Origin of the sequence: Bradyrhizobium barranii subsp. apii, from assembly GCF_011516635.5 — a bacterium.
GTDB lineage: Bacteria > Pseudomonadota > Alphaproteobacteria > Rhizobiales > Xanthobacteraceae > Bradyrhizobium > Bradyrhizobium barranii.
In genome coordinates this window covers 4,384,906-4,401,716 of record NZ_CP096255.1, presented here as the reverse complement: position 1 = coordinate 4,401,716, position 16,811 = coordinate 4,384,906, and the positions used below count along the sequence as shown (strand labels likewise).

Annotated in this window: 25 protein-coding genes and 1 pseudogene; 18 read left to right on the top strand and 8 right to left on the bottom strand. The window is 61.5% G+C overall.

Annotated features, from left to right (window positions below):
• Positions 1–115: 115 nt before the first annotated feature.
• The 4 genes from HAP41_RS20745 to HAP41_RS20730 are packed head-to-tail and all read right to left on the bottom strand — an operon-like array spanning position 116 to position 1,689.
• Positions 116–1,048 (bottom strand): PD-(D/E)XK nuclease-like domain-containing protein, encoded by a 933-nt coding sequence (locus HAP41_RS20745; protein WP_166097214.1) that lies wholly within the window; start codon positions 1,046–1,048, stop codon positions 116–118.
• Positions 960–1,253 carry a hypothetical protein gene (locus HAP41_RS20740; RefSeq protein WP_166097215.1) on the bottom strand — a complete coding sequence of 98 codons (294 nt, stop codon included), beginning with the start codon at positions 1,251–1,253 and terminating at the stop codon, positions 960–962. Before HAP41_RS20740 ends, HAP41_RS20745 begins: the two co-directional genes overlap by 89 nt.
• Positions 1,250–1,495, bottom strand: a complete 246-nt coding sequence (locus HAP41_RS20735) for a hypothetical protein (protein ID WP_166097216.1) — start codon at positions 1,493–1,495, stop codon at positions 1,250–1,252. The genes HAP41_RS20740 and HAP41_RS20735 overlap by 4 nt, the downstream gene beginning before the upstream one ends.
• Before the next feature lie 2 nt (positions 1,496–1,497).
• Positions 1,498–1,689, bottom strand: a complete 192-nt coding sequence (locus tag HAP41_RS20730) for a hypothetical protein (protein WP_166097217.1) — start codon at positions 1,687–1,689, stop codon at positions 1,498–1,500.
• Positions 1,690–2,228: 539 nt separating this feature from the next.
• Between HAP41_RS20730 and HAP41_RS20725 the strand changes: the two genes are divergently transcribed.
• From HAP41_RS20725 to HAP41_RS20665, 14 genes are all read left to right on the top strand, one after another.
• Complete coding sequence (locus tag HAP41_RS20725) at positions 2,229–2,597, top strand: hypothetical protein (RefSeq protein WP_166097218.1); 369 nt, start codon at positions 2,229–2,231, stop codon at positions 2,595–2,597.
• A complete protein-coding gene (locus HAP41_RS20720; protein ID WP_166097219.1) occupies positions 2,597–2,989 on the top strand; it encodes a ParB N-terminal domain-containing protein in 393 nt (130 codons plus the stop codon). Before HAP41_RS20725 ends, HAP41_RS20720 begins: the two co-directional genes overlap by 1 nt.
• Positions 2,967–3,479 (top strand): hypothetical protein, encoded by a 513-nt coding sequence (locus HAP41_RS20715; protein WP_166097220.1) that lies wholly within the window; start codon positions 2,967–2,969, stop codon positions 3,477–3,479. The genes HAP41_RS20720 and HAP41_RS20715 overlap by 23 nt, the downstream gene beginning before the upstream one ends.
• 5 nt (positions 3,480–3,484) lie before the next feature.
• Complete coding sequence (locus HAP41_RS20710) at positions 3,485–4,015, top strand: hypothetical protein (RefSeq protein ID WP_166097221.1); 531 nt, start codon at positions 3,485–3,487, stop codon at positions 4,013–4,015.
• A 90-nt stretch (positions 4,016–4,105) separates the two neighbouring features.
• Entirely contained in the window at positions 4,106–4,543 is a 438-nt protein-coding gene (locus tag HAP41_RS20705) for a hypothetical protein (RefSeq protein ID WP_166097222.1), read from the top strand.
• 11 nt (positions 4,544–4,554) lie between these two features.
• Positions 4,555–6,621, top strand: a complete 2,067-nt coding sequence (locus HAP41_RS20700; protein ID WP_166097223.1) for an AAA family ATPase — start codon at positions 4,555–4,557, stop codon at positions 6,619–6,621.
• Between the two features lie 36 nt (positions 6,622–6,657).
• Positions 6,658–6,789 carry a hypothetical protein gene (locus tag HAP41_RS50060; protein WP_256478598.1) on the top strand — a complete coding sequence of 44 codons (132 nt, stop codon included), beginning with the start codon at positions 6,658–6,660 and terminating at the stop codon, positions 6,787–6,789.
• Between the two features lie 310 nt (positions 6,790–7,099).
• Positions 7,100–7,402: a hypothetical protein gene (locus HAP41_RS20695; protein WP_166097224.1), complete on the top strand. Its 303-nt coding sequence runs from the start codon at positions 7,100–7,102 to the stop codon at positions 7,400–7,402.
• On the top strand, positions 7,389–7,979 hold the full coding sequence (locus HAP41_RS20690) for a hypothetical protein (protein ID WP_166097225.1): 591 nt from the start codon (positions 7,389–7,391) through the stop codon (positions 7,977–7,979). The genes HAP41_RS20695 and HAP41_RS20690 overlap by 14 nt, the downstream gene beginning before the upstream one ends.
• A 3-nt stretch (positions 7,980–7,982) precedes the next feature.
• Entirely contained in the window at positions 7,983–8,234 is a 252-nt protein-coding gene (locus tag HAP41_RS20685; RefSeq protein ID WP_166097226.1) for a hypothetical protein, read from the top strand.
• Between the two features lie 158 nt (positions 8,235–8,392).
• Entirely contained in the window at positions 8,393–9,199 is an 807-nt protein-coding gene (locus HAP41_RS20680; RefSeq protein ID WP_166097227.1) for a ParB/Srx family N-terminal domain-containing protein, read from the top strand.
• The gene (locus HAP41_RS20675; RefSeq protein ID WP_166097228.1) at positions 9,192–10,091 is read left to right on the top strand and encodes a hypothetical protein; all 900 of its coding nucleotides are present in this window, start codon (positions 9,192–9,194) and stop codon (positions 10,089–10,091) included. The genes HAP41_RS20680 and HAP41_RS20675 overlap by 8 nt, the downstream gene beginning before the upstream one ends.
• A complete protein-coding gene (locus tag HAP41_RS20670) occupies positions 10,088–10,438 on the top strand; it encodes a hypothetical protein (RefSeq protein ID WP_166097229.1) in 351 nt (116 codons plus the stop codon). Before HAP41_RS20675 ends, HAP41_RS20670 begins: the two co-directional genes overlap by 4 nt.
• Positions 10,439–10,966: 528 nt before the next feature.
• Positions 10,967–11,176, top strand: a complete 210-nt coding sequence (locus HAP41_RS20665) for a hypothetical protein (protein ID WP_135216245.1) — start codon at positions 10,967–10,969, stop codon at positions 11,174–11,176.
• Between the two features lie 268 nt (positions 11,177–11,444).
• On the opposite strand, the gene HAP41_RS20660 is transcribed toward HAP41_RS20665, so the two are convergent.
• Together HAP41_RS20660 and HAP41_RS20655 are read right to left on the bottom strand one after the other, a co-directional pair.
• Complete coding sequence (locus HAP41_RS20660; protein WP_144030618.1) at positions 11,445–11,657, bottom strand: hypothetical protein; 213 nt, start codon at positions 11,655–11,657, stop codon at positions 11,445–11,447.
• A gap of 98 nt (positions 11,658–11,755) precedes the next feature.
• Positions 11,756–12,037, bottom strand: a complete 282-nt coding sequence (locus HAP41_RS20655; RefSeq protein WP_166097230.1) for a hypothetical protein — start codon at positions 12,035–12,037, stop codon at positions 11,756–11,758.
• Between the two features lie 223 nt (positions 12,038–12,260).
• On the opposite strand from HAP41_RS20655, the gene HAP41_RS20650 reads away from it, so the two are divergent.
• The 4 genes and pseudogenes from HAP41_RS20650 (at position 12,261) to HAP41_RS20630 (ending at position 15,203) form a co-directional block, all read left to right on the top strand.
• Entirely contained in the window at positions 12,261–12,608 is a 348-nt protein-coding gene (locus HAP41_RS20650) for a hypothetical protein (protein ID WP_166097231.1), read from the top strand.
• A gap of 130 nt (positions 12,609–12,738) precedes the next feature.
• Complete coding sequence (locus tag HAP41_RS20645; protein WP_166097232.1) at positions 12,739–13,194, top strand: hypothetical protein; 456 nt, start codon at positions 12,739–12,741, stop codon at positions 13,192–13,194.
• Positions 13,195–13,723: 529 nt separating this feature from the next.
• Positions 13,724–13,987 (top strand): hypothetical protein, encoded by a 264-nt coding sequence (locus HAP41_RS20635; RefSeq protein ID WP_166097233.1) that lies wholly within the window; start codon positions 13,724–13,726, stop codon positions 13,985–13,987.
• A 359-nt stretch (positions 13,988–14,346) separates the two neighbouring features.
• Positions 14,347–15,203: pseudogene (locus tag HAP41_RS20630) on the top strand (IS5 family transposase).
• 222 nt (positions 15,204–15,425) lie between these two features.
• Here HAP41_RS20630 and HAP41_RS20625 read toward each other — a convergent pair.
• Positions 15,426–15,818 carry a hypothetical protein gene (locus tag HAP41_RS20625; protein ID WP_166097234.1) on the bottom strand — a complete coding sequence of 131 codons (393 nt, stop codon included), beginning with the start codon at positions 15,816–15,818 and terminating at the stop codon, positions 15,426–15,428.
• 441 nt (positions 15,819–16,259) lie between these two features.
• Positions 16,260–16,757 (bottom strand): hypothetical protein, encoded by a 498-nt coding sequence (locus HAP41_RS20620; RefSeq protein WP_175618096.1) that lies wholly within the window; start codon positions 16,755–16,757, stop codon positions 16,260–16,262.
• Positions 16,758–16,811 lie beyond the last annotated feature (54 nt).

The following is a 16,811-nucleotide window of genomic DNA, read 5'->3' as shown; positions in this document are numbered from 1 at the left end:
TCGATGGTTTGCGCTTGGTCTCTTCGGCCAGGACATGGAGTCTCGGCCGCGATCTCGGGATCAGCGACGAGGTCGGCCAGCTCATGCAGGCGCGCGCGAATGGCGGGGATCGTTTTCATGCGGCCTCCCGCAGCTCGAATTTCAGCCGCTCATCGATCTGCGCGCGCTTCCAGTCGGGAAGATCGACGTATTCGGCATCGTCGCGATCATCACCGGGACCGGGCCAGACACCGGAAGACAGGCAGTCGGCGAAGGTGCGCATCGCTGCGCGGTTCTGCTTCATGCCGCGCGCGATGTCCTCGTCCTTGAGCTGCTGCGCGCGCACGCAGAACGGCGCCGATTTCTCGACCCAGATCAGCGTGAAGGAGTTGGCCTCCAGCCCCAGCGCCATCGCGCCCTCAAGGACAAGCGCGGCCTGCTGATGGTAGCCGAACGTGGCGACCGAGGACTGCAGGTCGCGGTACAGCACGGAAGGGGTGGTCTTCAGGTCGATGAAGTCGCCGCTATCGTTCGGCGTCACGTCCGGCCGGGCCTTCAGCCAGAGCCCGGTTTCCTTGTCCTTCCAGATCAGGCTGCGCTCGATCAGGCCGTTGAGCGCGCCCGCCTGCACCAGCGGGAAAGCACCCAGCGAGATGGCCATGCCCTTGATCACCTCGACCTGCGCGGCGGTCACCACGGTCAGGCCCTCGCGCTTCTTTGCGGCGAGCCAGCGCTTGCACTCCTTGCGGTTGCCGTTCCACTTCTCGCCTTCGAGTGTCTCGGGCCGCACCACGAACTGGTCAGCGAAGCCGATCTCGGCGGTCAGCAGGTGATGTGCGGCACGGCCCAGGACGAACGCCTCGTTGTCGGCCTCCTCCACCCGCGCGGGGTTGAGCGCGCAGTGCGCCCAGGCATGTGCCGGACTGCCGTCCCACAACTTGCGCAACACGGTCGAGGACACGCTCGGGCCGTCGCAGATGTCACCGCGATGGTAGGCAGGAAGCGGCAGTTTCGTGTAGAGGCCCGGCTGCGTGATCGCGTTGCCGTCCCAGCGGATGCTCTGGATCACGATGCGTCCCCTCAACAATGCTGGTCGGCCTGCCCATGACGGTGATGTTGAGCGCGCCGCCGCCAAGCTGCCGCAGCAAGTCATCGGCCAGCTCGGTGGCGCGCATCTCGCTGCCGCAGGTGAACACCAGGGCGACGCGATTGCCCCGCTGCTCGATGTCGATCCGGTGCCTCAGATTGGGATGCGAGAAGCCACGGTAGCTCATGGATCAAAACCCCAGCTTTCGAACCCGTGCTGGGAAAGCCACTCGTGCGACGCCAGCCGCACGGGCAGCGGCAGCGACGGGATCGCGGTGCGCAGCTTGTGCAGCGTGATCATGGCCACGTCCCGGTTCGACGGGCGGTGCCCGTACTTGGCGGAAAACGCGATCAGGGCATCGACCCCTGCGGTGACCGCGGCATCGCGCTCGGCAATGTAGGCGACCATCCCGTCGTGCTGGCCCGGCATCGTCAGACCCTCAGCGTGTCGAGAATTTCGGCGCGGTACTCGTCGATCAGCTCGACGGCGAGCGCGCCGATCTCGTCCATCTCGCCGGCCTTTTTCAGCTTGGCGACTTCGGCCAGCATGGGCGCCGAATGCGCTTCGGCCAGCAGCGCAGCGGCGAGAGCCCTGCCAATTGCAGCGATCGATTTGTCCGACATGACGCGATGTCCCCTTCCAATTCCAGGATGATAGCGCGCCAAGAAATTTGCGGGCGTCACCCAGGCGACGCTCTCTGCAAATAAATCCCGTGTAACGCGATCTAACGGAGCGCCGGAGGAGCGTAACGATCAGTGTTTGTCGTAGAGATACACGGGAGGTCGCGCCCTAGGCGCTCCCGTATCCACAAGACAGATAGAAGTTATAAAACTACTGCGCGCGCACACGCGATTGCATAGCTCGTGCCAGCCGCATCGGCGTCGTTCCGAAAACTAGAAAAATAAATGATGTAACGGAGATCACCTAACGGAATGTGGCGACGGCTGGGCGGCGCGATCACCACAGCGTTAAGCGCGTGCGACGCAGCGAGTAACATCGGCGACGCTCAAACTCGTCCTAACTTTTTTTCGCTCTTGATTTTCGATTTGCGCGTGGCGCAACATCAGCGACGGCTGTCCACCTTCAACTACTCAGCACGACGATCGCGCGAGCCAATGCTCGCGCGACGCCGCTCGCGCGCAAAAATATCGGGAGATACCGAATGGCAAAGGATGCCGCCGAAAACACCCCATCAGCCGAGAACATCAAGGACGCCGTCGCAGCGATCGAGAAGATCGACGCGGAGCTGCTGGCCGAGAAGATGACCTACATGAAGCGCTGCAAGGTCATCCGCGACCGCCGCGCCGACCAGTTCGATCACGCCGCCGATCGCGGCATCCGCAAGAAGCTCCTGAAGGCCAAGATCAAGGAGCGCGGCCTGCGCCGCAAGGCCGACGCCGTCACCGACGACTTCGAGGACGACGATCGCGACGAGTACGCGATGCTGTCCGAGAAGCTGGGCGACTTCGGCGATCTGCCGCTGGGTCAGGCGGCGCTCTCGCGCGCTGAGCGCGCGCAGGCAGGTGCGTAATGAACATGCACAGCACGCCGATCGCGGTTCATCCCGCCGCCCAAGCCTATCGCATGATGACCGACGAGGAGCTTGGCTCGCTGGCAGCTTCCATCGCCGATAACGGTCTGCGCGACCCGATCATCCTTGGCAAGGTCAAGGGATCGACCGAACAGCCCGCCATCGTTGACGGTCGCAACCGCGACAAGGCGTGCGGCATGACTGGCGTCCAGCCGAGGTTTGAGGTGATCGAATTCGAGGATGAGGACGCCATTCGCGCCTTCGTCAAGGATCGCAGCGAACGGCGGGACATCAGCAAGGGGCAGCGCGCCATGGGGCACGCGCTGCTGTTTCCCGACGCTCAAAAAGGGCGGCAGGGGCAAGAAAAAGGTGCCGGAAACCGGCGGGTTTAGCCGCCAGCGTTTGGGTGAAGCCCGCACCGTTCTCGCCTTCTCCCGCGAGCTGGCCCTCAAGGTCCGCGACGGCAGCGTGAAGCTCGATCAAGCACTTGCAACGGTCGCGGAAGCGCGCAAGGCGGTCGAGACCGACGAAGGCAAGTTCGCGCGGCTCGACAAGGAAGCGCCCGATCTTGCCGAGTTGGTCACCGAGGACCGCATGAAGCTGGACGAGGCTATCGCGGCACTCGATGCGCGCCAGCGGCAAGCGGAAGCTGAAGAGAAGAACAAACGCGAGGTTGAGATGCGACTGAGCGAAGCGCTCTATCGCGGCGCTCTCGCGTGGGCAGTCCCTGCATTCGTCAACGAGGTCGCCGAGCGGCTCGCCGACAATCCAGACTATCGCCGCGATTTCCTCGAACGCCTGCGGCTCGACCCTTCTACGCTCGCCGACATCAGGAAAGGGGCGGACCACTTTTTCGACGTCCTCACAAACCAGAAGGACTGAGCGCCATGACCTTGAGCGCCATTCTGAACGCCCAGAAGAAACTCTATCTGGAAGCGTGCGGCCCCTACGGCGGCACCGCAAAAGGCTTCCGCGAACGGATCAAAGCCGACTATCGCGCGCACGAACTCAAGTATACCGCCCTGGTGCTCGATGCCGTGATGGAAGCGTCTACCAAGAACTGGCAGGCACCGCCACGAAAGCGCGGCCCCGATCTTTTCTGCATTAGCGGATTGACTATTCCAGAGACGTTGACGCGACCTTCATCGTTCGCCACAGGCGAAGGCATCGATGATGACGATGAGGACAAATTCGAGAAGGTTGACTGCAAGTATGCGACGGTCAGCGATCTCATCGATGACGCGACCATCAAATTGCGCAAGGCGGCTCAATCATCGGCGGCTGCGGAGGCTCAGATGAAAGCGGCGGATGAAGCCCGTCGCAGGGCTCGCGGCAAGGTGACTACCTTCCTGCATGAAATCGCAGACCCGCCGCCGGTATCGCCGAAGCCGCATGCCGAACGTGAACCGGCGATCTAAATGCCCGAGGCCATCCTCGCCCTCGACCTAGCATCAAGAACCGGCTGAGCCGTCGGCGAGCCGGGCCAAACACCAACGCACGGCTCGATCTTGTTCGCCAAGCCGGGCGCCTCGCACGAAGCAATCTTCTCCAATGCATGGGGCTGGATGTACAGCAAGCTCGCTGACTTCGGCCCGAGCACCGTGGTTTGGGAAGCGCCGATGCCGACATCGTTCAGCCGCGGAAGAAGCAACGTCAACACGACCACGCTGCTCTACGGGCTCCCCGCCGTGATCGGCGCCTGCGCCTATCGCTGCGGCCTCTATGACATCCGGAAGGCCGACACCCGCGACGTGCGGCTCCACTTCATCGGCTGCAATCCGAAGCGCGACAGGGCGAAGTCGATGGTCATGCGCCAGTGTCGCGCCATGGACTGGGAAGTCGAGGACGACAACGAGGCGGACGCACTCGCAACCTGGCACTACATGTGCTCGCTCATCCGGCCGCAGCTCGCGCTCGTCACCACCCCTCTCTTTGCGAAGGCGTAACGGGCGTGAACATGCACGAGCCGGTGACATCGTTTGCGGTCCACATGGAAGCCATCGCGGAAGAACTGCTGGGCGCACCAAATGTGCGGCTCTCATCCGATGGTGATCGACGCTACGGCAAGCACGGCTCGCTCTCGATCGACGTGCAGACCGGCAGATACTACGACCACGAAACAAAGACCGGCGGCGGCGTGCTCGATCTCATTTCACGTGAAACGGGACGCGATCATAAGAGCGCGATGCAGTGGATGCGCGAGCACGGCTATCTGGAGCAACGCGAGAGGCAAGCGAGCAAGCCGCAGCAACTCGGCAAGGAGGTCGCACACTACAGCTACACCGATGAGAACGGTGAACTGCTCTTTCAGGTCGTGCGGTTTGAGCCGAAGACGTTCCGGCAGCGCCGCAGGCCGCAGCCGGATGATCCACCGGACAAGATCAAGCACGGCTGGGTCTATGCCGTGCGCGGCATCACGCATGTCCCGTATCGCCTGCCTGAGCTGATGGAGGCCATCGCCAACGGGCACACCGTGTTCGTGGTCGAGGGTGAGAAGGACGCCGACAATTGCGCCAAGCAGGGCATCGTCGCGACGACGAACCCCGGCGGCGTCGGCAAGTGGAGCGACCACCTCACGTCCTTCTTTCGCGATGCCGACGTGGTCATCATTCAGGACAACGACCCCCAGGCCAAGAACCCCGATCCGCCGAATGGCGACGGCGCGCTGCGCTGGCACCCGGATGGCAGACCGGTGCTGCCCGGTCAGGATCACGCCCAGGAGGTCGCGAAGGCGCTTTCGGGCACCGCCGCCAAGGTGCGCGTACTCGATCTCGCCCGGCATTGGCCGCACATGCCGCCCAAGGGCGACGTGTCCGATTGGATCAAGGCTGGCGGCACGCTTAACGCGCTCCACGCGTTCGCCGACGCGGCGCCGGACTGGTCACGGACGCCGTTCCGCTCGCGCTTCGGCGGCATGCGCTGGGAAGAGATCGCGGTCCTGGGCCATTCGTCGGGCTACAGTTGGCTGATCGAGGACATCGTCCCTCTGGACGAGATCACCCTCATCTTCGGGGACAGCGGCAGCGGCAAATCGTTCGGCACCTTCGACATGTCCATGGCCGTGGCGCGCGGGCTCACCTTCATCGGCAGGAACACCGAGCCAGGGCTTGTCGTGTACGTAGCCGCGGAAGCGGGCAAGGGCTTCAGCAAAAGAAAGCTTGCCTATGTCATCCAGCACGAGCTCCAGTACGACGCGGCGGTGCCGTTCTATCTCTGCACCAAGCGCCCGGACTTCTTCTCCTCCGATGACGACGTCAATGCGCTGATCGCCGAGATCGAGGCCATAGCCAAGACCTATCCCCACCGGCTGGTCCTGATCGTCATCGATACCCTTTCCGCGCTCGCCCCCGGCATGAACGAGAACGCCAGCCAGGACGTGTCGATCGTCAGGAAGCGGCTGGTCGCCCTGCAGCAGCGGTTCGGCAGCGCTGTGATCCTCGTGCACCATAAGCCGAAGGGCGGCTCGACGCCGCGCGGCCACGGGTCGCTGACCGCCGATTTTGAGACGACGATCGAGTTCGAGGTCGTGGCCGACCGGCGAACCTCCAAAGGCGGCAGCATTCACCGGGCGACGGTCCGCAAGCAGCGCGAAGGCAAGTCGGGCATTCGTTGGGAGTTTACGCTCCCCATCATCAGCGTCGGCCGGAACATATGGGGCAACGAGGAGACCTCGTGCGCGGCGGTCCCCTACGATGCGAGCGAAAGCCACGAGCGCAGCGGCTATCAGGCGACCAGCAACGAGCGCTTGCTCATGCATGCTCTGTACGAAGCCCTGGCCGAATACGGCGTGCCGCCGCCCTTCCCGCTCCCGGCCAGCATCAGCAAGGTGGTCGATTTCAACTACGTGCGCATGCGCATGCGGGAAAAGGTGGTCGATGCTGACGAAAATCAGGAAGCCGCCGACAATCGCTTTCGTGGTGCGTTCAAGCGCGCCGGGGACCGGCTCCGCGATGCTGGGATCATCGGCATCCAGAAACCCTATTGGTGGGCGACGGGCAAGCCCGTCGCCGGGATGGGAGGCTGATCCTGCTCCGCCGTGAACGCAAGGAACAGAAGAAGCATGAAGCGCTACGTGGCCCAGCGCATGGAGGAAGACATCGAGACCTGCATCGAGATCGTCAAACGGAAAGCGGCGCGCATCCGCAAGGCGCGTAACAAGGCCAAGGCGGCAAAAAAGCAAAACACGCAATGACTTGCAGGCGCGTGTAACGGGATGTAACGGCGCCGCCTAACGGAATGAGGCCAAACCATGAGGCTGATCGGCATTGCCGACAAGATCAAGCGGCAATTTGGCGAGCTGGGGAAGGTGTTGAAATGAGCCGGGCAAACTGGGCGCCAAAAGATGGTAGGGAATGGAGTGATGCGCTACAGTCGCAGCATCCGGCGCTGCCATGTGTGTTTGCTCCATGTTGCGCGCTGATCGGAGGGGTGGTGCCGCACGGCGCCGCCCCTTTGCCGTTTCGGTGCCGTTTGACGAAGTCTTGAGGAAAGGGAAATGACATATGGGCGATGTCCAAGCTGCGTTGGCTAACGGCGGCGATGCCCCAAACCTCAGCGAATTCGAATTCGAGGAGGTCGCCACCAGCGTCGAGGAGCGGTTTCGCCGCGCCTATGACGCGCAGAAGGTCGGCAGCGCCAAGGTCGAGAGCCAGATGGACTACGAGCTTGTCTCTTTGGGCTGGTGGCTGGTGATCAAGCGCCTCGGGCTGGCGCTCTGGATCGGCAAGGACAAGCCCGCGATCGAGAGCGGTGACCTCTTGCGCATCAAGATCAGCCGGGCTGAGCCGCGCCATGTTCAGAATTGAGTTCGACTACGACCAGCTCTTGCAGCAGGCCAAGAGCATCGAGGGCGTCGCCGACCAATTACCCTTTGCCTTATCGCTTGCCATGAACCGCTCCGCTGACGTCACCCGCAACCTGCTGATCAGGTCCACATGGCCGACCCATGTGAAGCAGCGCAACGCATCCTTCATCGCAGCATCGCTCACCACTCGGGATGCACGGGCAAGCAAGCAGTCCCTGGCGGTCGAGATATACGACAAGCTGGACCGGGGTAATCTTCATATGCAGGCCAAGGGCGGCACCCGGTCGCCACAGGGTGGATCGAACCTCGCCGTGCCAGCCAGCAACGTGCCAAAGACCTCGCGTGGCGTGCCCGCACGATTGCGTCCGAAGAACATGCCGGCCGCCGTCCGCAAGGGCGACGTGCTCTATGCCAAGGACAAGAAGGGCCGCCTGCGCCTCCTCTATGTGCTGAAGCACCAGACCAAGATACCGAAGCGCGTCCCGTTCTATGAGGACTTCGCCGCGTCGATGTCGCGCGAATTGGAGAGAACCATCCCGCTCGCTGTAGGCAAGGCGATGGCCACGCGGAGGCGTTAAAACGTGACGCACATCATCAGGGCATGTGCACGGTGCGGTGCTGGCGTCAGCGGCTCAAGGCGCTATTGCGCACCATGCGCCGACGAAAGGCGCATCGAAGCCAAGCAGAAGCAGAACCGGAAGCGCAAGCACCTCGTGCCGGATGCCGATGGCGTTCGCTACGTCGGCACCAAGCGAGGCATGTTGAAGGTGCGCAGGGCAATCGTAACGCGGCGGGCTGGTCGTGGAGCGGGCAAGCGTGATGAGATGCAGTGAGATGCAATGAACCCAAACCCGCACCACGGGCCGCCCTATTCGATTTTCGGGTCCCTCGGGGACCAGGGCTAAACGCGGGGACCGCACGACCGCAGGCTTTCAGGATATTTCGGATTTTCATTTTTGAGGTTTCGTTCCGCTAAAACCAGGAAAAACCAGTGAATGAGCGCGTCAAAACTGCTCCCGGCCCCGCCTGGGCGATCGAAACACGGCGGGTCAACGAGCTGATCCCATCGCCTCGCAATGCGCGTCTGCACTCAGACGCGCAGATCGAGCAGATCGCCGCGTCGATCTCGCAATTCGGCTTCACCGTCCCGCTGCTCGTCACCGAGGACGACACCATCATTGCGGGGCACGGCAGGCTCGACGCAGCGAAGTATCTGGGCTTGCTGGAGGTGCCGGTGATCGTGGCGCGGGGCTGGACCGAGGCCATGATCCGCGCATACGCGCTGGTCGATAACCGTTTGCCCGAGCTGGCGACGTGGGACCTCAACCTTGTGAAGCTCGAGGTCGAGGCATTGCGGCTCACCGACATGCCGATCGACCGCCTGGGCTTCTCCGACAAGGATTTGGGCAGCATGCTCGCGGCCCGTCAGTTTCACGACGAGCAACTGGTCGATCCGTTGCAGGGCACGATCGACAATCGGGGCGACCTTCTCGCCCGGCTGGAGATCACCATCGCCGATCCCCGCCATGCCATCGAACGGGGTGACCATTATCGCCTGGGCCGTCGTCATCACCTGCTGTGTTGCGGCGTCATGGTCGAATGGGAGCGCTGGAAACCATTGCTGACCGGCACCACCATCTTCTGCCCCTATCCTGGGCCGTTCGTCGCCTTCGGTGAAAAGGCCGACAAGTACGACCTGCTGATGGTGCAGCCGGACCAGTACACCGCTGGCCACATCCTCGACCGCTACGAGGACATTCACGGCGCGGGCTCCGTCGTCAGGATCACCAATGAGTAGGACCGGCGGCAATTGGGACCCCGAGGCGTGGCCCATCTACTTCATCGCCAGCGAGCCCAAGACGCTCGCCCATGCCTACACCGTCAACAGGCACCTGCTGGTCGCCGTCAATGAGATCCACACCGACGAGCATTTCGACATGCTCGACATGTTCATCGCGGCCGGTGCCGACGTTTTCATAGACAGCGGCGTCTACAATCTGGCGACCCGGCATGCGCACGCGCACCGCATGTCGATGGACCGCGCCTTGTCGCTTGCCCCGGATGACATCGACGACTTCACGGACCTATTCGACCGGTACGTCGCGATTGCTCGCCGCATCGGCGATCGGGTCTGGGGCTATATCGAGATCGACCAGGGCGGGCGCGACAACAAAATCCGCACCCGCACCAAGCTCGAAGAGATGGGCCTGCGCCCGATCCCGGTCTATCACCCCTTCAACGATGGATGGGATTACTTCGACTATCTCGCCGAGCGGTACGATCGCATCTGCTTCGGCAACGTCGTGCAGGCAGACATGGAGACCCGGCGGCGCTTGATCGCCACCGCCTGGGAGCGGCGGCGCAAATATCCCAAGCTCTGGATACACGCCCTGGGCCTCACCGCGTCGGAACTCACCACGGCATGGCCGCTCAACTCGTGCGACAGCTCCACATGGCTCGCCGCTGTTCGCTGGGGACGGCACTTCGCCACGGTCGCCAACAAGCGATGCTGGCATGTCGGCTCTGGCTTCAACTATCAGCCGAGCGAACCTATCAGCGCGCCCATGGGCCACGAGGCAGCTCGCACCATGTGCGGCTATGAAGCGCATTTCGTCACGCGCACAATGAAGCAGATCGTCGAGGAAGCACGGCAGGCGGTCGGCGCTGACCCGACAGGAGCACTTACATGAGCGATGCCACGATCTTTGTCCGGTTTACCTCCGCGGGCTTCCATCGCTGGGCAGGCGCACCCGCCGGGCGATCGTATCTCGCTGACCGGCATCGCCATCTCTTCCACGTCGAGGTGCGCATGCAGGTCGCTCACGACAATCGCGAGGTCGAGTTTCACGATCTGCTCGATCGCTCACGCCTCATCTTCGAGGGCTTCAGCGTCGATGGAAATTTCGGCGCGCATTCGTGCGAGATGCTGGCCCGTGAACTCGGCAGGGGGCTGGTCGAGCACTATCGGCGGTGCGTGACGATCATCGTCTCGGAAGACAACGAGTGCGGGGCGCAGGTCGGGGTCGCACCCGCATGAGCAAAAACAAAAACGGAAGCACGCGCCGCAAGAATAAGCTGCGCAGGCAGCGCTGGGCTTATCGCGCGCGGAAGAGGCAAGAGACAATAAATCCCCGCCGAAGCGTGGCTTTCCTAGTCTACGTGGCGATGTCCGCTTTCGGGGAATAGCGGAAAACATTTGCTCTCATTGAGCTTTTCCGGTTTTGACCCAAACCGGAAGCCGCGCCTGCTCGTGATGGCTGTTATTTCGCCGCGCAGCAACGGCGGCTGGCCGCAAGAAAATCAACCGGGGTGTATAAAAAAGAACATCCTGCGCAACCTTTTCGTGCCCCAATGCTGCAAGCTCCGATATGGAGCCGCAGAAAGAGACGATGCACTCGGCTTCGTTCTCTCTGCCGGAACAGGCCCTAAGGCGACCTCAGTTGGAGCCTCTCGCGCTCTATCCTGGCGGAATAGGGCGATCTCAGGCCGACAAAACAAATAGGCACACAGACCAGACAGCTTTTGTTGGTGACACGGCCATGGTGGAAAATAGGGAGTAGGTGCAATGAGAGTCTCCTCGATTGTCGGACTGCTGTTTGCAGCAGTGATGTTGGCGATCATTCCGGTCTCGCCGCAGGTGACACCGCGCGGCGTGGAGTTAAGCGTTGATCAAGCGCAGGCCGTCACGTACCGGCGCGCCCGCGTGACGGCGCGTCGTGTCGACCGTCGCGATTACCGCTATACGCGTCGCGCCGTGCGGCGTGGTGTTTATTAACGGAGCGCGATAGGCAAGGGTGTTGGCGCGGGCAGAGAGCCAGAACCGGTTCCAGTCGTCGCAGCGCGCGAGGCATGCTATGACCCCTCTACCAGCGGGCGACGCGTTCCTTACGGTCGCCATTATGAGTGCCACTTTCCTGACAGAGGTCGCTCTTTTCATCCTAATTGGAATGATCTGAAAGGAGCACAAGTGGCGGCGGCTCCCGTTAAAGTCTGCTCAGTCGGGCATAGCGGACAAGATTGGTGCAGGTTTGGTATCCGGGCGATCAGCGCGATCGAAAGCGCTTGACGCCGGTGGTATGATTTCCGCGATGTGGCCGTACTGCATGCATGCCCGAATTGATGTCGCCACGCATGCCCGAATAGATGGAGAAGGTCGGGTCCGCGGCTAATGCCGCGGCGGGTTCCCATGCCGAGGCGGGCGTCGCAAGGAGCGCGGAAAAAACGAGCGCTGCGCCCAAAACTTTGAAGCTGGTCATGGTATCCTCTTGTTTACTGGCGTGCACGATGCGCGTGCTGTCCATTGACATGAATGACAGTTAGGCGTTGGCATTCCCCTCGCGCAGGGGTGGCGCAATCACGCTTCGTCGATCGGCGTGATGCTGATGTCGGCAACCGGCCGCGTTTCGCAAAGCCGTTGAAAACTCTCTCCGGACTGTGAATAGATTTTTAGCCGCCGATGGCGCGTACACGCGCAACGGCGCGTGACGATCGCGGGCCGGAATTTGTGATCGATTCCTCCGCCGACCTCGCGCAGCGGTAAACGACCATGAACAAATTTCAATTTAAGCCGCCGGTCGCTCCACCCATTTCCAGAGCAAAGGCCAACGCAAAGAGGACTGCGGATCCGGTCACTCATTATCTGTCACCTTGGCAACCAGACCCTATCGAAACCTGCGTCCCCTCGTCGGGCCGAGCTTGATCTATCTCAAGTCCCTGAGCGGCGATTGGCGTTGGTTGGCTTGCCCGATCGGACAGCCAGGTCCGATGTTCGGGGGGGCACACAGCGCGCAACGCACGCCGAATGAAGTTGTCGCGATCAGATGGATAGCCGCAATGGATTCGGTTTGTCGGAGGAGAAAATGAAGCGAGCCGTCCTCATGACGACCATTGTCGCTCTCGGGGTGATCCAGGGGACACGCGCCGAGCCCCAGGCCGCCCAGTGTTCGTCCTTCTACATCTCGGAAATCAATCTCGTATCGACGGCCGACGGCGAGGCCGGGCACGTTCAGACCTTTGTGGGGTTTGGCCCCTCCAGGGAAGAGGCAGAGAAGAGCGCCCTGGGATGGTGCTCGCATATCAGGTTCGATCTTGAGACCTGTTTGAATTCGGACCGCCTGACCGCTCGCAACTCTCCGTCAGACGGAGGTGACGCCGCACTTCATCTCAAGTACATGAAGGCAGTTGCGCGCATTACCGGCTGCAGTTAGAGCGCGTTCGCGAGCGATCGAACGCGCTTGATCTATATCAAGCAGCTTGTGGCCATCTTGCAGCAGGTAACAGACGACGTAGCAGGACGAGCCCAGGTCAATGTTTCGGGGGCGCACCGGAGCGACCGGCATGCCACTGGCGGCATATTTCTGGAAGGTCGGAGCAGTGTTGCTCGCACTGCTCTTTGTTGCAGATTATTGGCTGCCGAGGGCCCCGACCGTCGATCAGGCGGCTGCGGACCGGCCGGCCATACTTATCCACTCAGATCGCAAATGGCCCGAGCGTATTGTCTTCGATACCCAGTCGCCGGTGATCGTCGCCGCTGCGCCCGTGGCCGAGGCGACCGAGGTCGCAACTTCATCGGATGTGGCCGAACCGCCCGTTACCGTCCCACTGAGCCCGGCGGTGGCGAATTCTTTCGCTATGCTGCCGAAGCCGGATACACGCCCGCCTGAAACCGTCGATCGCAAGCGACAACGCAAGATGTTGCATGTTGTGGCTCGACCGAGGCGAAACGTCCAGCCGCAGATGCTTCTGGCGGCACGACAAGGGCAGTTCGGCTGGTTCGGCTTCAGAACCTGGTGATCGGCGTCCGGTCGGGACCTGTATCTCACTCAGCGTTCCATTGTTCATCGACAAGCCAAGCTTGGATGCGGGACGACGGTAATGAGTTGCTTGGGGACGTGCGGATTGATCGTGCCCGCAAATACAACGAGACCTTCGTCGAGCTTTGCACGAACGAATGCCTTGGCCTCTGCTTCCGTAGCGAAGGTCCTTGTTTCCCGAGGGCTCCGCTGCTTCGGCAGCGTGCCGCGTTTACGAACCTCGAAGGTGACATACCAAGTCGGCGTCATCGCACGCACCAACTAATTGCCCTAGCCCAGTCGGTCTCTTGTTTTGGTGCGGGTATCATGAAGCTGGTTGATCTGAATCAAGATCGCGGTTGGTGCTGTCAGTAAACTAGGCGACGGGCGGTAGGGAACACGGAGGATGTTCGACGGAGTTAACGTACAGCCCAGTTCACCCTTGATGTACGTCAATGTCGCTCATGTGTCCGGGCACACGCTATCGTAAGCCGTAGGAATGCGGCTTCTGCTACCCTTAGGAGGACATCATGAAGGCTAAGATGCGACTTTCGATCAAGTCAGTGACGGTCACAGGAATCGCTGCCAGCGCACTTCTGGGACTTGCAGGGGCCACACTTGCTCCATCACCGGCCCGCGCGATCGTGTATTGCCAGTACGTCGACTATCCGGTGGGTTGCGTTGCCCGGGCTGGCGTTGGCCTCCGGCCACGACCCGTTGCGCGCGCTGCAGTCCGTCATAACGTCGGCGGTAATGCCAATGGCGGCGTTAATCGCGTCGGAGCGCGTCGATAGAGGATGTGCCGGCGGGCCCCTAGCCTTGGTGCATAAACCAACATCGTGGCCCGCGGTAGCACTACTTCTCGGCCATGCAGCGTGCCTCCCTTTGCATGTCGGTTATTGGCCGATATTGTTGCAAAAGTCGATTTTCGCCGATGACCAAAATTCTGCGGGCCGTGGGCGCGACTTTCGCGTACAAGATGCGAGGGACCTCACGGCCTCACGCAAAATTCACAGGCGACTTCGGTAGCGCGATTGAGGTCATACGAATCAGCGATCGCTCGCTGCTTAGTGTCTGTTCCAAAACATGTTGAGTCGAATGAATCGGTTGTGATTCAAGGTGAGCGGCCTGATTCGATGGGGACGCGCCGCCAATGTGGACTACCGAGAACCGTGCACGCTACGACCGCAGCCGCCTGCGCTATCCGAGCGACTTGACCGACGAGGAGTGGGCGCTGATCGCGCCTCGCATCCCGCCGGCCAAGCGCGGCGGCAACAAGCGTACGGTGGACCTGCGCGAGATTGCCAACGGGCTGATGTACATCCTGAGCACAGGTTGCCAGTGGCGCGCGATCCCCAAGGACCTGCCGCCGCGCTCGACGCTGTATGGCTACTTCGATCTGTGGAGCTGGAACGGCACGCTCGATAAAATTCATCACGCCCTCTATGTCGAATGTCGCGAAAGGGCCGAGCGCGAGGCTTCTCCCACCGCCGCCATCATCGATAGCCAGAGCGTGAAAAGCGCTGAAAAAGGGGGCCTCATGATCTCCATGGCTACGACGCGGGCAAGAAGATCAAGGGCAAGAAGCGGCACATTCTCGTCGACACGCAAGGCCTCTTGATGCACGCCATCGTGCATGCGGCGGACATCCAGGATCGCGACGGCGGCGTGCTCCTGATGGCAACGTTGTTCGGCCTCTATCCCTTTCTTCTGAAGCTCTACGCCGACGGCGGATATCAAGGGCCACATTTCCAGAAGGGGCTGCGTAGCGCTCTGAAGCGCGTGAACCTCGAAATCGTCAAACGCTCCGATCAGGCTCACCGTTTCGTCGTCTTGCCCAAACGCTGGATCGTCGAGCGTACCTTTGCCTGGCTCGGGCGATGCCGAAGACTGTCCAAAGATTGGGAATGCTTCAATCACAGGGCGCTCGCCTTTCTCAAGCTGGCCTCCATCCGACTCATGATGCGAAAGCTATGCAATCCAAGGCAATCTTTCCGGACAGACTCTTAGTGTTTTCGCGAAAAATCTTGAGCCCTGCAACTTTCGACTTTTGCAACACAATCGGCCCATAGGCGGCCCCGGCCGAGCGTGGCGCAGTGGTCCGGTTTCGCGTGACGAGCCGACCGAGTTGGGCCCCCGATCCCAACGTCCGCCCGTGACCCTGGCTGTCGGATATCGTTTTCGAATTGAAAGAGGCGACGATTGCGCCGCCTCTCCTTGTGGTCCGCGTGCTTACTGGCAGACGTACATGATTCCGTCACCGCCCTTGATCAAGGTGCCGGGCGTGCAACCAATGCCATTGAGCTTCGCATAGCTATCCCAACCGTCGTAGCAGGTGTAGGAAGCACGCCCAAAGACCCCCACAGCCGTGCCGTACCCGGTCGTGCCGCCGGCACCACACCAGGGGCCGCCAGCGTAGTAGGCCCGCACTGCGTACCAAGGCAGACCGGACTGATCGGGTATGTAGTGACTATAGGGATACGGGTTGACATAGAGCCGCCTCGCTTGGGCACTCTCAACTGACAGCGAAATCCCGCGCTGCTCAGACCAGTCAACGGTGAACAGTGTTGCAAAGGCGATAGCCGAAGTTGCAATTGCAAAATTTCTAAAAAACATCCGCTTCATCGTTTTGCTCCTATCCTGTCTCGCCCCCTTTGCATAAGGAGGCCCGTCGGTTGATGCCGACATTGACAAAGATCAACGGGCCTGACCTAGCTCGTGACCAAATTTCAACGTGAATCACGGAGTTTATGCACGCAACCGTGCACAAAGTCAGTCGAGAGATGTTGCTGCGTCGCGCGCTTTGGTGTGTTTGCTCGGTGTTACGTCGAGGCTGAAGTGAGGCTGGCGGATCGCTTCGGGCGGCGCCTGAAAGAAGGTAACAGCGCCAATGTTATCGGAAGTCGGCAAAGATTTCGAACCGACAACCAAGTGAGCGATGTCGCCTCTTGGCCCATCAGCGAAGTAGCGGCGCCCCTCCACGAGGTCCGCTCACCGAGGCATGGCGTTGTTGCCCCACCGGCAGCACCTGTCGCAACGTTGCGCATGCGGTATGCAGTTGTTTTGTTACTTCGCGGTCAGGAAGTAGGTCACTGCGCGACCATCGCGCTCGACCTTCAGCTTGTAGCCAAAGCGATCGGCGACACCGGTCTTCTTCGGATTGGAGAAGAACCACTTCCACGGCGCGCCCTTCCACTTGGAATGCTCATTGAGCTGGGCGGGCGTGACGCCACTCGCGCGCAGTGCTAGCTTCACAAGCTCAGCGGTCATCCCGCTGGGCTTGTCGCTGTCGCGCTTGGTCGCGGCGGCCTTCTTAGCGGGCGCTGTCGTGGCCTTCTTAGCTGGCTTCGTGTTCTTCTTCGCCGCCGCCTTCTTCAGAACCTTGGCCTTTGGCGGCTTCACGGTGGCGAGCACCTTGTCGGTGACCGCGTGTCGAATGGTCACCGGCTTGCCGGTTGCCTTCGCTTCCTTGTCGGCGGCGGCGCGTGCTTCCGTGCCGGGGACCAGGGCGTCGCCGTTTTCGCTGATGACGGAGACGGGCTCTTTGCTGGTTTCGAAGTTCATTGTCAGTCCTTTTTCGGATTATCCAGGCGAGCGGCATTACTCGCCTGCCGAGAA